The sequence below is a fragment of the Paraburkholderia sp. HC6.4b genome (assembly GCF_014200875.1).
Classification (GTDB): Bacteria; Pseudomonadota; Gammaproteobacteria; order Burkholderiales; family Burkholderiaceae; genus Paraburkholderia; species Paraburkholderia tuberum.
This window is the reverse complement of sequence record NZ_JACHDC010000002.1, coordinates 241,432-255,390: the sequence shown is the minus strand read 5'-3', so window position 1 is coordinate 255,390 and position 13,959 is coordinate 241,432. Positions and strand designations below refer to the sequence as shown.

At 64.7% G+C, this 13,959-nt stretch carries 15 protein-coding genes; 6 read left to right on the top strand and 9 right to left on the bottom strand.

Annotated features, from left to right (window positions below; genetic code table 11):
• From hpnD to HDG34_RS03405, 4 genes are all read right to left on the bottom strand, one after another.
• Complete coding sequence (gene hpnD / locus HDG34_RS03420) at window positions 1-849, bottom strand: presqualene diphosphate synthase HpnD (RefSeq protein ID WP_184057710.1); 849 nt, start codon at window positions 847-849, stop codon at window positions 1-3.
• Between the two features lie 231 nt (window positions 850-1,080).
• Window positions 1,081-2,031 carry a diguanylate cyclase gene (locus tag HDG34_RS03415; protein ID WP_184057708.1) on the bottom strand — a complete coding sequence of 317 codons (951 nt, stop codon included), beginning with the start codon at window positions 2,029-2,031 and terminating at the stop codon, window positions 1,081-1,083.
• Window positions 2,028-2,651, bottom strand: a complete 624-nt coding sequence (locus HDG34_RS03410; RefSeq protein WP_184031036.1) for a chemotaxis protein CheC — start codon at window positions 2,649-2,651, stop codon at window positions 2,028-2,030. The genes HDG34_RS03415 and HDG34_RS03410 overlap by 4 nt, the downstream gene beginning before the upstream one ends.
• On the bottom strand, window positions 2,644-3,009 hold the full coding sequence (locus HDG34_RS03405) for a response regulator (RefSeq protein ID WP_184057706.1): 366 nt from the start codon (window positions 3,007-3,009) through the stop codon (window positions 2,644-2,646). Before HDG34_RS03405 ends, HDG34_RS03410 begins: the two co-directional genes overlap by 8 nt.
• A gap of 605 nt (window positions 3,010-3,614) precedes the next feature.
• On the opposite strand from HDG34_RS03405, the gene HDG34_RS03400 reads away from it, so the two are divergent.
• Window positions 3,615-5,909, top strand: coding sequence for a hybrid sensor histidine kinase/response regulator (locus HDG34_RS03400; RefSeq protein ID WP_184057704.1), 2,295 nt, complete (start codon window positions 3,615-3,617; stop codon window positions 5,907-5,909).
• A 235-nt stretch (window positions 5,910-6,144) separates the two neighbouring features.
• On the top strand, window positions 6,145-7,314 hold the full coding sequence (locus HDG34_RS03395; RefSeq protein ID WP_184057702.1) for a hypothetical protein: 1,170 nt from the start codon (window positions 6,145-6,147) through the stop codon (window positions 7,312-7,314).
• Window positions 7,315-7,418: 104 nt separating this feature from the next.
• Here the strand turns inward: HDG34_RS03395 and HDG34_RS03390 are convergent, their stop codons facing one another.
• A complete protein-coding gene (locus HDG34_RS03390) occupies window positions 7,419-7,973 on the bottom strand; it encodes an NADPH-dependent FMN reductase (RefSeq protein ID WP_090808128.1) in 555 nt (184 codons plus the stop codon).
• A 291-nt stretch (window positions 7,974-8,264) separates the two neighbouring features.
• On the opposite strand from HDG34_RS03390, the gene HDG34_RS03385 reads away from it, so the two are divergent.
• Window positions 8,265-8,480: a hypothetical protein gene (locus HDG34_RS03385; RefSeq protein WP_013092833.1), complete on the top strand. Its 216-nt coding sequence runs from the start codon at window positions 8,265-8,267 to the stop codon at window positions 8,478-8,480.
• A 153-nt stretch (window positions 8,481-8,633) separates the two neighbouring features.
• On the opposite strand, the gene HDG34_RS38870 is transcribed toward HDG34_RS03385, so the two are convergent.
• Window positions 8,634-8,768 carry a hypothetical protein gene (locus HDG34_RS38870; protein WP_260321005.1) on the bottom strand — a complete coding sequence of 45 codons (135 nt, stop codon included), beginning with the start codon at window positions 8,766-8,768 and terminating at the stop codon, window positions 8,634-8,636.
• Between the two features lie 465 nt (window positions 8,769-9,233).
• Between HDG34_RS38870 and HDG34_RS03380 the strand changes: the two genes are divergently transcribed.
• Together HDG34_RS03380 and HDG34_RS03375 are read left to right on the top strand one after the other, a co-directional pair.
• Complete coding sequence (locus HDG34_RS03380) at window positions 9,234-9,842, top strand: RNA polymerase factor sigma-70 (RefSeq protein ID WP_184057700.1); 609 nt, start codon at window positions 9,234-9,236, stop codon at window positions 9,840-9,842.
• Window positions 9,823-10,035 (top strand): zf-HC2 domain-containing protein, encoded by a 213-nt coding sequence (locus tag HDG34_RS03375; RefSeq protein WP_184057698.1) that lies wholly within the window; start codon window positions 9,823-9,825, stop codon window positions 10,033-10,035. The genes HDG34_RS03380 and HDG34_RS03375 overlap by 20 nt, the downstream gene beginning before the upstream one ends.
• A gap of 24 nt (window positions 10,036-10,059) precedes the next feature.
• On the opposite strand, the gene HDG34_RS40055 is transcribed toward HDG34_RS03375, so the two are convergent.
• Both HDG34_RS40055 and HDG34_RS03365 read right to left on the bottom strand, forming a co-directional pair.
• Entirely contained in the window at window positions 10,060-10,374 is a 315-nt protein-coding gene (locus HDG34_RS40055; RefSeq protein WP_409259239.1) for a DUF1272 domain-containing protein, read from the bottom strand.
• A 40-nt stretch (window positions 10,375-10,414) separates the two neighbouring features.
• The gene (locus HDG34_RS03365) at window positions 10,415-11,791 is read right to left on the bottom strand and encodes a gluconate:H+ symporter (RefSeq protein WP_184057696.1); all 1,377 of its coding nucleotides are present in this window, start codon (window positions 11,789-11,791) and stop codon (window positions 10,415-10,417) included.
• 247 nt (window positions 11,792-12,038) lie between these two features.
• Between HDG34_RS03365 and HDG34_RS03360 the strand changes: the two genes are divergently transcribed.
• Window positions 12,039-13,022, top strand: coding sequence for a sulfonate ABC transporter substrate-binding protein (locus tag HDG34_RS03360; protein WP_184057694.1), 984 nt, complete (start codon window positions 12,039-12,041; stop codon window positions 13,020-13,022).
• A 54-nt stretch (window positions 13,023-13,076) separates the two neighbouring features.
• Here HDG34_RS03360 and arsC read toward each other — a convergent pair whose 3' ends face one another.
• Entirely contained in the window at window positions 13,077-13,436 is a 360-nt protein-coding gene (gene arsC / locus HDG34_RS03355) for an arsenate reductase (glutaredoxin) (protein WP_184057692.1), read from the bottom strand.
• Window positions 13,437-13,959 lie beyond the last annotated feature (523 nt).

The window sequence follows — 13,959 nt, the reverse complement described above, 5'->3', positions numbered from 1 at the left end:
TCAGAAAAGCGCGTAACGCGCGACGATCCACAGCAGGCGCAGCTTCGGCTTGCGGACCTTCGTGCGCGGAACGTCGAAGCCGCGCTCCAGCGCGCGCTCGAGCAGCACGCGATAGACGCCCGACATGATGCGCGGCGCGCGCACCTGAGCGCGCGGCTCGCGATCCATGATCGCGTCGGACTCGGCGAAGTGCTGCTTCGCGCGCTCGGCGAGCGTCGCGCAGACGCGCGGCAGCGTCGGATCGTCAGCGATCTGCCGCGGGTCCGTGGCCGCGATGCCTTCGCGCGCGAGCAGCTCGCGCGGTAGATAGCAGCGGTTGATGACGGCGTCTTCGTCGATATCGCGCAGGATGTTGGTGAGTTGCAGCGCGCGGCCGAGATGGTGCGCGAGCAGCCGGCCCGGCTCGTCACGCATCCCGAATATCCTCACCGACAGACGGCCGGCCGCGCTCGCGACCCGGTCGCAATAGAGGTCGAGCGTGGCGTCGTCGGGCGCGCAGATGTCGGCGGCGGCATCCATCGCCATGCCGTCGATCATTGCGTGAAAATCCTCGCGTTGCAGATGAAACGTGTGAATGTGCCGCGTCAGCGCGCGCAGCGACGCGCGCGGCTGGCCGGCGTAGCAAGCGTCGATCTCGGCGCGCCATTGCTCGAGCCCGGCCGCGCGCTCGGCGCGCGGCCGGTCGCTGTCGGCGATGTCGTCGACGGCGCGGCAGAAGGCGTAGACCTGGTACATCGCATCGCGCTGCGCCGCCGGCAAGATGCGCATCGCAAGATAAAACGAGCTGCCGGACGTGGCGGCAGCGGCGTCGGTTTCAGTATCGTCCACGACAAGATTGGAAACAGCCAAGACGATCTCCGCTGGAGGCGCCCGCTGAAAGGCGTTCAAAGAGGTTTTTATGCCGACCCGCAGGGCAGTGGGCCCGCGCGCGCGGACACGCGCGAAAATCCGGCTGGGCGGCCGGAAACGGCGAAAAGTATAGCAATCTTTGCCGGTGACCGCAGTTTCGCAGGTCAATAGGGGGACGGGAAGGAAGGCCGCCGGCGCGGCGGCCTCGACCGCGCCGCCTCCGCTAGCGAATCAGGCTCCCGCGAGCCGGAACGCGACCGCGCAGTTGCGGCCCTGACGCTTTGCGCTATAGAGCGCCGCGTCGGCCTCGTTGATCAGCACGTCGTAGGCGGGCACGCCGGCGCGCGCCGTCGCGCCGCCGAGGCTCGCCGTGACCGGCACGCTGGTGCCGATCAGCTCCACCGGCGTTTCCTCGATCACGCGACGGATCTTCTCCGCCACCAGCATCGCGTCGTCGAGCGGCGTGCACGGCAGCAGCAGCGCGAACTCTTCGCCGCCGAAGCGCCCGAACGTGTCCTGTGCGCGCACCACGCCGGCGACACGCTGCGCCATCACACGCAGCACCGTATCGCCGACGCCATGACCGAACTGGTCGTTGATCTTCTTGAAGTGATCGAGGTCGAACAGCAACATCGACATCTCGCCGCCGTAGCGCTGCCAGCGCGTGAACTCGTCGCGCAGCCGCGTTTCGAAAAAGCGCCGGTTCGCGATGCCGGTCAGTCCGTCGCGATTCGCGTACTCCTGCAGCTTCGCAACTGCCTCCTCGCGTTCGCGCTGCACGATGCTCACGTGCGTCACGTCGGAGATCGTCACGCACACGGCCACCACCTCGCGACCGCGCATCAGCGGCATGAACGTGCAGTCCTGCTGCATGAAGTCGACCCCACCGGTGATCGGCCGGTCGTGATCGAACTTGAACAGATACGGGCGCTGCTCCCACGAGCTGAACGCAAAGCTGCCGAGCTGAAACACGCTCTCGATCTTGCGCGACAGCCACACGCGCGGCAGCTCCGGAAAGTTCTGGTAGATCGAGTGGCCGACCACCTGCTCCGCCGACAGGCCGCTATGGTCCTGCATGAAGCGATTCCACATCAGCACCTTCAGTTCACGGTCGAGCACGAAGATGCCAAAACCGACCCGCTCGACCACGAGGTCGCTCAACGATTCCACGGAGACGTTCATATACTGGACAGCAGCGCATCGAGCGCTTCGTTCATGTGACGGATTGATTCTTCGGCCATCAGCATCACCAGATGCGCGCGAAAACTCTGATGTTCGAGCGCGAAATTCACTTCGACGAGCAGCGCCACCTGCCATTGCAGCACGCCGGGCTGGAACACTTCGTCGAGCGTCAGCGTGTCGCCGAGCATGCCCGGCGCAGAAAACACCGGCGTGCGGCCGAGCTGGTCGAGTATCGACGACACGCACGCGCCGGACAGCAGGTTCGCGACGTCGAGCATCAGTTCGCGCTCGCCGACCTCCTCGTAGCTCGAACGCGCGTACGGGTCGCGGACGAGCGAACACAGCTGCGCGATGCTGTCGCTGCGACAGATCACCAGCACCTCGCCCTTGATGTCCGAGCGAAAGCCCTGACGCACCGCGCTGACCGTGTCGTCGATATGGGTCATCTCGCGCAGCGTGCGCGCCGCGTCGCTCACCGCGACCATCCGCACGCGCGGCACCGACAGTTCGATGAACGAATCGAGCAGGCCCGCTAGCCGCGTCGCGGCCCGGCCCATCGCGAGATTCGCGATTTCCTGTAGCGCGTCGCGCTGGTCTTCGGTGAAGGCGGGCTCAGACATACAAGCCGTACTCCTTGAGGATGGGCAGGACCGCCTCCGGCGTCACCGGCTTGGCGATGAACGCGATCGCGCCGAGCTCGCGCACGCGCTGCTGGGCGAGCGGCTGCACGTCGGCGGAAACGACGATCACGAAGGTGTTGAGGTCCTCGTGCTGCAACGCTTCGAGGACCTGGTAGCCGGTCATGTCCGGCATCGTCAGGTCGAGGAACATCACCGATGCCCTGCCCTCGCGATACAGCGTGAGCGCCTCGTGCCCGTTCGTCGCGTAGGACACGTCGACTGCCCAGTCGGGCGGCAGTGCCTTCGTGAGCAACTTGCGGGCGAGCAGCGAATCGTCGGCGATCACAATGGGGAGCATGGCAACGGCGGGTCGGGCGGTTTGGGCGGGTCGGATAAAGGAATCGGCTGGTTCGTCTGCGCGCTTTCCGCGCCTGGTTGTGTGCGTATTTCGTTCGTCGCGACAGCGGAGGGTGGCACACCTTCGCGTGATGCCGACCGATGCGCGACCAGGTACAGTGGCGCCTGTCGAATTGCAATTGCCTTTGGCGAGAGGGGGTGCGAATGCAGCAGGACGCGTTTGGCGAACCTTGACGATCCGGCGCACGGAGGTGGCAACGGCCCTTTTATCGTGACGAGGATTGTCGAAGTAAAGTCGCGCAAAAGCAACTCGCCAGAATCGCTGACGGTAACGATCTGTTTCTCTGCTAGGCGAATTTCAGAAATAGATCTATCGTCGGGGCGGACATTCTTTTATCTTTATCCTTTTGTGTACGTTTGCGCTTCCCGATTCGTCGCTGTTTTAAAGCCGCTCTTAAAGAACGGCCGGCACGGCGGACGCCCATCTCCAACGCGTTGCGGCAAATTATTCCGTGCTGCGTCTATGCTTGTTCTGAAGGCGGCATGGTGCCGGCAACGGCCCGATACGGGGCTGCCACATCCGAACGACTTTTCGCGTCAACGACAATGACATCAGACCGGGTCGACTCCGCGCGCGCGGGCCGTCTTTCGCGTCGTCCTGCCCGCGAGCAGGACGACGCGTCGTTTCCCAGCGTGCCGGAACAGAATTTCCAGGTGCGTCGCATCACGCTGATCGCGCTGCTGGTCGCGGCGATCGTGCTGCCGTTCGTCTACGTCGCGGCGATGGCATTCGCCGATCTGCGCTCGCGCGAGGCCGACGCCACCGATCTGGCGCTGCGCACGGTGCGGGTCGCCGAAGAACATGCGTTGAAGGTGTTCGACATGAACGAGACGCTGAACTCGCGCATCGTCGAACTGACCGACGGCCTCGACGACGACGGCATTCGCGCGCGCGAACACACGATTCACGACAAGTTGCGCACGATGGGCGGCGGCTATCCGCAGGTAGCCTCGGTGTCGATCTTCGGCCAGCAGGGCGCGCTGCTCGTGAGCAGCCGCCTGTATCCGTCGCCGGAAAATTCGGTCGGCCAGCGCGACGATTTCGTCGGCATCCGCGACGGCAACGTGCTGGAACGCGTGTCGAAAGTGATGACGGGACATGTGAGCGGCGAGCAGGTGTTCAACATGGGCGTCGAGCGCCAGGCGCCCAATGGCTCGTTCGCGGGCGTCGTGTCGATCGCGCTGCGGCCCAGCTATTTCGACGCGTTCTATCGCGAGTTGCTCGGCAGCAGCGACTCTACGCCGATCATCATGAGCCTCGTGCGCACCGACGGCGCGGTGCTCGCGCATTACCCGCGCGGCCCACGCGAGCCGACCGCGCTCGCGTCAGATTCGCCGTTCGCCGAAGCGGTCAGGCAGGGGCAGCGCTCCGGCGTCGTGCGGATGCGCTCGAGCTTCGCCGGCGGCAACCTGATCGTCGCCTTCCGGCACGTCGGCTCGTATCCGGTCTACGTGCTGTGCGGCTATCGCACGTCGGCGATCTGGGCCGCCTGGTACAAGCACCTGAGCGTGCTGGTCCTGTCGATGTTCACGCCGTCGATCGCGCTGTGGTGCGTGATCTGGCTGTCGCTGCGCCGCCTCGGCGCCGAAGAGGAAGCGTGGCAGCGTTGGCAGGCCGAGGCATCGATGCGCCGCTCGATCGAATCCGCGTACCGCCAGTCGCGCAAGATGGAAGCGCTCGGCAGGCTGGTCGGCAGCGTCGCGCACGACTTCAACAACCTGCTGATGATCCTGTCGGCCAACGTGCAGATCGTGCGACGGCGCGGCGTCGGCGAACTGGAGCGCGAACTGTCGGCGATGGAGCGCGCGCTGAAGAGCGGCCAGTCGCTGACGCGGCAGCTGCTCGGCGTCGCGCGCAAGCAGCCGCTGCGCACCGAGACGCTGTCGCTCGAACGCTGGCTGCCGTCGTGCCGCGAACTGCTGCGCGCGTCGCTCGGCGCGAAGGTGTCGCTCGTGATCAATAGCGGCGTCGATACCTGGCCGGTGCGCGTCGACGTCGCCGAGCTCGAGCTCGCGCTGATCAACGTCGCCGTCAATGCCCGCGATGCGATGGCCAACGGCGGGCGCTTCACGGTGCGCGCGAGCAATGTCGTGTTCCGTCACGAGGACGGCTTTCCGCTGACCGGCGAGTTCGTGCAACTGTCGCTCGAGGACACCGGCGGCGGCATGGCGCCTGACGTGCTCGCGCGCGCGTTCGAGCCGCTTTTCACGACCAAGCCCAAAGGCATGGGCACGGGACTCGGGTTGCCGCAGGTCTTCGCGTTCTGCGAGGGCTCGGGCGGGCTCGCGGCAATCGACAGCGCGATCGGCGCGGGCACCTCGGTGCGGCTCTATCTGCCGCGCGCGTCGACCGAGCCGCACACGGCCGGGCCTGCAGAAGCGCTAGCGACCGAAAGCGGCGTGCCACAGGGCCTGCGCGTGCTGCTCGTCGAGGACAACGAAGAAGTCGCGGCCGGCACCGAGGCGCTGCTGCAGATGATGGGTCATCAGGTCACCTGCGTGTTCAACGCCGACACGGGCCTGCGTGTACTCGACGACGCCCGCGCGAAGCGCGCGAGCACCGGCGAGCCGCTGCCGTTCGATCTGGTGCTGTCGGACATCCACATGCCCGGCAAGATGAACGGCATCGATCTGGCCGAAGCGGTGCTCAGGTTCGACCCACAGCTGCCGGTCATCCTCGTCACCGGCTACGCGGAAGAGCTCGACCGCGCGCGGCACGCGAACGTGCGCGTGCTGTCCAAGCCGTTCGATATCGGACTGCTGGAGCAACTGCTCGAAACGATCCAGCACGACGCCGTGCAAACGAGCAACGATGCCGCCACGCATCCGGCCGATACCTGATGTCCGCGCCGTGCCGGCGTCATTTACCGGGCCTTGTAAAAAGCGCGGCGCTGACACGCCGCGCTTTTTTCATCGTGAGCCCGCGTCATGCGTAGCACGCCGGGCAGCGCGGCTGGGCATGGGACGCGGCGGCGCCGCGCGGCGGTGCGGGGCATGAAGGTTGCTTGCCTGCACACGGCAAGGGGACGACGCCGCGAGCGCCGCCCGTTCCAGCAGAACATGTCGGGAGACAACCATGCAACATACCGTGATTGGTTTATTCGACACTTACATGCAGGCCGAAACCGCCCGCGACACGCTCGTGCAAACCGGCTTTGCGCGCGAGAAGATCGAGTTGCAGGCGAACGCCGAACCTTCGGTTGGCTCGGCCACCAGCGAAGTCGCCAACGCGGGCGTGCTCGCGAATATCGAGCGCTTTCTCGCCAGCCTGTTCTCGACCGGGCCGCGCCCATCGGACACCGCGCGTTATGCCGAGGCGATGCGGCGCGGCGCTGTGCTCGTGTGCGTCCACGCGGCAAGCGAGTCGCATGCGGAGCTGGCGCGCAATACGCTCGTGCGGCTCGGCGCGACGGATATCGGCGACCGCCCGCCCGAGGCGGACACGCCGGCCGCCACCGACCGCGACCACTCGATACTCGATGAGCTGGGCATCGGCGCGGTGATGCCGGGAACGCCGCGCACGTCGAGCGTAACGACCGAGGCGGTTGCGACGCCCGGGATGCGCGACACCACTGCGACACCGGGAGCGGCGGGCGTGAGTTCGAGCAGCGGCGCAGCGGGTGCGGCGGCCATGACCGAATCGACCGGAATCGCCGGCGCGACGGGCGCCACTTCGGCGACCGGTACGACCGCACCCGACACCATGCCCCCTCCCGCCACCCCGCGCCCTGATCCGCTGACCGCCATGCCGCCGGCGGACATCGGCGCCGCCGACAAGCCGTTCGCGCCGCCGCCGATCAGCGAACGGCCGATGAGCGATCCGGTCAACGAACCCATCGTCGATCCGCTCGCCGGCGATGCGGGACGCCGCGCGATCGCCGCCGGCTCGGTACCGGGTTCGGGCGCGGTGATGCAGCCGTCCGACATCGTCCCCGAAGGCGGGCAGCCGGGCACCGGTCCCGGCGCGCAGATGCCGAACGAATATCTGGAGTACGAAGAAGATTTCCGCGCGCACTACGACGAGCAGTACGCCGCCGCGAACGCGCGCTACGAAGACTATGTGCCGGCCTATCGCTACGGCGCGGAGATCGCTCGCGACGCGCGATTCCGCAATCGTCCGTGGGATGAGATCGAGCCCCAGGCACGCCGCCATTGGGAAACCACGTCGCCGGACAGCACGTGGGAGCGCTTCAAGCTCGCGGTGCGTCACGGCTGGGAGCGGGCGACCGGCCATCACCACGTGTAGGCGATGCGCCGAGCGACACGAGCGCGGCCGCCTTACGCGGCGCGCGCTGTGTCGCGTTGCTTCGGCGGATGGTCAGGACGCGGTCAGCGGGCGCTGAGGCTCGGCTACACCGCCCCGTGCCGCTTGATCCACGTGACGTAGCGGTCCATGAACGTCTGCAGGAACTTGCGCGTGCCGTCGTTGACGATCTCGCCCTTTTCGTTGATCACCGCTGGATCGTGCTTGATGAACACCTCGGGCTGCCCCATCGCCGCGACGTCGAGATAGGCGAGCACGTTGCGCAGATGCTGCTGAGCGAGCGCGCTACCGGTCGCACCGACCGAGGTGCCGATCACCGCGGCGGGCTTGTTGGCCCACGAGTTGGTGCCCCACGGCCGCGAGCCCCAGTCGAGCGCGTTTTTCAGCACGCCCGGTATCGAGCGGTTGTATTCGGGCGTCACGAACAGCAGACCGTCCGCGGCTTGCACGCGCTCCTTGAGCTTCTTGCCGGCTTCGGGATAGTCGGCGTCGTAGTCCTGGGAGTACAGCGGCAAGGAGCCGATATCGATGTATTCGAAGGTGAAATCGGCAGGAGCGAGGGAAATCACCGCCTGAGCCAGCTGACGATTGAACGAATCCCGCCGCAGGCTGCCGACGACCACTGCAATGTGATAGGCCATGTTCGCTTCCTCAGGTAAGGCGCTCGACGCGCAGAGAGTACGAACTGTCCATCATAGGCAAAAGCCGCGCGAAACGCCCAGGCCCTGGCGGATGTGGCCAGCTCATAGCGGATCGGGAAGGATTCTTGCGGCACCTGACGGTGGATAACCTCGCGGCTCGAAAAGTTATCCACAGATTCGCTGAATAACCTTGTGGATAAGTGGAACTTTTGCCTTGCCAATCAAGCATGCCTTCGGGCCAGGGCGATCTGAGGCAAATGGGACACCATCGACATTCTGGAGGACCGGATCATGAGTCTCGACTACGCAGGAAAATCCCATGACGAAGCGGTCGCCGCGCGCAAGAAAGCGCGGCAGCGCGCGCAGGAGCCGGCGGGCGGCGAGATGGCCGTCGACGGCGTCGAAGCCGATGCCACGCATAGCTGCGGCGAGTTGTCGGAACAAGGCAAACAGGTGTGGCGCACGGGCGCCGGACTCGATGGCGGAGGGAAGGCGCCGAGCCGCTAGGACTCGCGGGTTGTCCGTCGGCCGTGGCTAGAAGGGGCCGCTTGACGCCGCCGTGTCCCCATGCAGGCCGAACGCTGAATACTGGAATACGAAAGGGCGCCGTTGCCGGCGCCCTTTTCTCATGCTTCCTTGCTGCGTATTTCGACGTGCCGGTCAGTTGCCAAAAAATACGTTGCAGTACGACGCCGGGCCGTTGCAGGTCGAAGCCGGAGCGTCGGCGTGAGCGACACCCGAAGCCGCTGCGAACAGCGCGGCCGAAGTGATCAGGGCGGAGAAAATGCGTTTCATGGTGTGCGTCCTCGTTTGTGTGTGGGTTGCGCGATCTGATGCGATCGATGGCGTGAAGAATAGCGAGCGAGCCCGCGTCCACAAACAGCGAAGATGAGAAGACATTATTTTATAAATTGAAATAATCACTATTGTGCGATTGCGTTGAATTGGTGGTCGACTGCGACGCGTTGATCGGCCCGTATGGCGATCCAACAGCCCTGTCGCGCGCAGACTCGAAATATCATTTCTTGCAACAATTAATTTCCGGTGTCATAAGCGGCCGCGCCGCGCGACGAAGCTCCTCGGGCATCGATTGCCAAGGGGCATATGTTCAATACCGATTCGCTAGGGCAGGAACGTGAGGGAGAATGGCGCACGCATCCGCAAACCGTGCGAGGACGACCATCCGCTCATGAATCACGACGTTTCAGGACGACACGCGCAGCGCAGCGCGCGGCCGACAGCGCAGCGACGGAGCATGCCGTGACGCAGCCAGGCGCTCCCTCGCTGGACGATCCCATCTATCTCGCGCAATTGCGGCGTGACCTCGTGCGCTTCGCCCGTCTGCAATTGCGCGACGCCGCGGCCGCCGAGGACGCCGTGCAGGAAGCGCTGACCGCCGCGTGGACTCAGGCCACGCGTTTCGCCGCGCAGTCGGAGCACAAGACCTGGGTGTTCGGCATCCTGCGCCATAAGCTCGTCGACACGCTGCGCGCGCGCCAGCGCACGGTCAATCTGTCGGCGCTCGAAGCCGAACTCGACGGCGAGGCGCTGCTTGATCGCGAGCTCTTCAAGGACAACGGCCACTGGTCGCGCGAGACCAAACCGCGTCCGTGGCCGACACCCGAAACTGCATTGCGCCAGCAGCAATTCTGGACGCTGTTCGAGATGTGCCTCGAGCATTTGCCCGAGCACATTGGACGCGTGTTCATGATGCGGGAGTTTCTCGACCTCGACATCGCGGCGATCTGCGCGGAACTGCAGATCACCGCGAATCATTGCAGCGTGCTGATCTATCGCGCGCGGCTGCGGCTGCGCACGTGCCTGAGCGAAAAAGGCCTATCCAGCGAGGATGCGAATGGGGAAATGTAAGGACATCACGCGGCTGCTATCCGATGCGCTCGACCGCTCCCTGTCGACTGGCGAATGGCTCGCGATCCGCCTGCATCTGCCGACCTGCAGCGGGTGCCGGAACTATCGCAAACAGATCCGCCTGCTGCGGGTCGCCGCGCATGTGGCGAACGGAGCGGCGAACGTGGACGGAGCGGTGAGCGGCGACGAGTGATTTGCCGCTTTGCCACACCGCAGTTCAGCGCTCGCCGATCGGCACGTCGCGATAGCGTTCGAAAAAGCGAGCATGCGATGCTTCATCGATGCCGACAGGATGCGCATCGGCACGCGCCGGATGTTGGGCGAGTTGCGCGCGGGTGCGAATCGGCCGATGCGCGAAATTGCCGCCGCAATTCGGACACACGTTGCACAGCCTCGTCAACGCGCAGACCTCGCAGAGCGTGCATTCGCAATTCGAGCATGACAGTGGCCCTGTTGTTGATGACGCGAGGCGCGGCTCGCTGCCTGGCGTCGCGTGAGGTTCTGCGCGCGTGTTCCGCTGTGCGCGCGTCAATACGCTGCCCAAATGGGTGAGGCTGTCGCGCGCGCCGTGCTCACGTCAACGCGCTCCACAGCACGAGCGTCAACGCGAGACCGACGACCGATACGATCGTCTGCAAGACCGACCACACCAGCACAGTCTGTTTAAGCTGGAGTCCGAAATATTCGCGGACCATCCAGAAGCCGGCGTCGTTCACATGGCAGAAGAACACCGAGCCGGCGCCGATCGCGAGCGCCATCAGCGAATTGTGCGTCGCGCCGAGGCCCGCGACGACCGGCGCGACGATGCCGGCCGTCGTCGTCGTGGCGACCGTCGCCGAGCCGGTGGCCTGACGCAGCGCGACGGCGATCAACCAGGCGAGCAAGATCAGCGGCATATGCGCCCCGACCGCGATCTTGCCGATCGTCGCGCTGATGCCCGCTGCGACGAGCGCCTGCTTCAGGCCGCCGCCCGCGCCGATCGTCAGCAACAGCGCGGCGATCGGCGGCAGGCTTTTGCGCAGAATGCCCCCGACGCGCTCGCGCGCCATGCCGCGCGACCAGCCGAGCGCGACCACCGCGAACAGCACGGTGAGGCCCAGCGCGATCAGCGGCTCGCCAAGAAAATTCAGTGTCTCGAAGAGCAACGTTTCGGGCTCGAGCAGCAGCTTCGCGACCGTGCGGCCGAGCATCAGAATGACGGGCAGCAGGATCGTGATCAGAGAGATTGCGAAGCCCGGCGGCTCGAAGCCGTTCTGCTCGGCGGTGAACAGCTTGCCCATTTCTTCAGGCTCGACGACGTGCATGCGTTTCGACAGCCAGATGCCATACAGCGGACCGGCCAGGACCACCGCGGGAAGCGCCACGATCAGGCCGAGGCCCAATGTCAAACCGAGATCGGCGTGCAACGCGCTCACCGCGATCAGCGGACCCGGATGCGGCGGCAGCAGCGCATGCAGCGTCGTCATACCGGCGAGCGCGGGAATCGCGATGCGCAGAATCGGCTGCTGCGCGCGACGCGCCATGACGAAGATGATCGGCACCATCATCACGAGGCCGACTTCGAAGAACAGCGGCAGGCCGATGAGCAGCGCGACGACGGCCATCATCCACGGCAGCGTGCGCGGGGTCGAGTGCGCGAGGATCGTCGACACGAGCCGGTCGGCGGCGCCCGATTCGGCCATCAACGCACCGAGCATCGCGCCCAGCGCAATGATGATGCCGACGTCGCCGAGCAACGCGCCGGCGCCTTTGCTGAACGCGCTCGCGACTGCTTCGAGCGGCAGGCCGGCCGTGAAGCCCGCCGCGAAGGTGCCGACCAGGATCGACAGGAACGGCGCGAGCTTGAGCACGCCGATGAAGATGATGATCAGTGCTAGTCCAAGCGCGCACGACAGGATCAGTTGGGTGTCGTGGGCGGCCCACGATGTCAGTGTTGTCGTTACAGGCACAGCGGCTTTTTTCCTCTCTTCGTTTGCAGTCGATCGATGCAGCCGCGAGCTGGTGGTCGCGGGCGCTTGTTTTGCCGGTCGATTGTAGCGGGAGGGGATAGGTTGGGCTTTGGGCAATGCTTCGCGACTGCCGCATGATTTGCTTATGCGAATTTATCGGTTCGTCCAGGCTCGCAGACGAATTATCGTCGGAGTCAATCGGACCATCTTTTGGCGTCCGTTAAATTCTTTTTCGACGAGTATTCTCATGTCCCGTGATCCGCTGCTGACGCGCCGTACGTTTCTGGCCGGCGTAGGCGCGACGCTGGCCGCCGCCGCGTTGCCGGGCTTCTCCACCTCCGCATTTGCCGCCGTTGAACATGCAAAAGAACTTCGCATCGGATATCAGAAAGCCGCAAGCACCCTGGTATTGCTGAAGGCGCACGGCACGCTCGAAAAGCGGCTCGCGCCACTTGGCATCACGGTCGAATGGACCGAGTTTCCGGCTGGGCCGCAATTGCTGGAAGGGCTGAACGTCGGCGCGATCGATTTCGGCTATGTGGGCGAAGCGCCGCCCGTGTTCGCGCAGGCCGCGGGTGCCAATTTCGTCTACACGGCGTATGAAATTCCGACGCCGCACGCCGAAGGCATCCTCGTGCATCCGGACGCGCCAATCAAAACCTTGGCCGATTTGAAGGGAAAGAGGATTGCGCTGAACAAGGGCTCGGATGTGCACTGGTTTCTCGTCGCCGCGTTGCAGAAGAACGGCGTGAAGTTCGGCGAGATCCAACCCGTGTATCTGCCGCCCGCCGATGCACGCGCGGCCTTCGAGCGCGGTGCGGTCGATGCGTGGGCGATCTGGGATCCGTTCCTCGAAGCCGCCAGGCGGCAAACGAACGCGCGGCAGCTCGCCGATGCCGAGGGTATCGTGAGTCACCACCAGTTCTTTCTGAGCGCGCGGCCCTTCGCTCAACAGAACGGCGACGTCCTTACGATCGTGATCGATGAAGTCGGCAAGGAAGGGAAGTGGGTGCGCGGCCATTACAGCGAGGCCGCCGCCCAACTCGCGCCGATTCAAGGGCTCGACGCGAGCGTGATCGAATCAGGCTTGCGGCACTACGCGCATATCTACAAGCCCGTCGACGCGAACGTGCTTGCGGAACAACAGCGCATCGCGGATACGTTCACCGAACTGCATCTGATTCCGACGAAGATCGTGACCAAGGATGCCGCGCTGTCCGGCAAAGCCTAGCGCAGCAGTTCGAGTCCGCATTGCCCACATCGTTTTACTTCGACGGTCGCGCGATCAGGCGAAAAGCGCGGCGACATTTTCCGGCGGGCGGCCGATGACAGCCCGTCCGTTTCTGACGACGATCGGTCGTTGCAACAGAATCGGATGCTTCGCCAATGCGTCATAGAGCTGGGCGTTCGTCAGCGACGTGTCGGCAAGATTGAGCTCTTTATATTCGACCTCGGTGTCGCGGATCATTTCGCGGACGGGACAGCCGAGTTGAGCATTGAGCTTCTCAAGCTCTGCGACGGTGAGTGGCTTCTTCAGATATTCGACGATTTCCGTCGCTTCGTTTGCGGAGTTGTAGGTGTTCGCGACGAGTTCGCAGGTGGTGCGAGATTTGGAGCAGCGCGGGTTGTGGTAGATGGTGATCATGGCTGGATTCGGGGCTTACGCCGTTGAAGGCTGTGACGGTTAGAAGGGTTCGGGAATTTTAGCGGGTGACTTGATGACGTGGCGCGGGATGACTGCGCGGCATCCGCGTTGTTTGAACCATCGGCGAGTGGGTCGGTTTATGCGCATAAACCGACGCTGCCTTCGAGGCGAGTGGGAACCGTTTAATGCTGGCACCCTGAGTTCTAGTCGCACCTGAGATTTGCTCGCGCGGGCGCGATTCAAACGACAACCTGTATCCCCCGCTGATGAGGCGCCGGATGCACGTTACTTGCCGCCATGTCTGGGGAGAATCGGCATCGGACGAATTCATGACGAACGGTCCCTCCGGGCCAATTGGCACGCGAACTTTATGCGCATAAAGTCTGGCACCTCTCACCCCTTTGGTCGCTCAGATGCATGCGCTCCTTTTCTCTGCACATCAGCCCGAGAATCGCGAACAGTCACCGACGACTGTGCACGCAGTGCGCGAGCACTCGTTACTTTCCCTTTGCCGCCGCCGGAC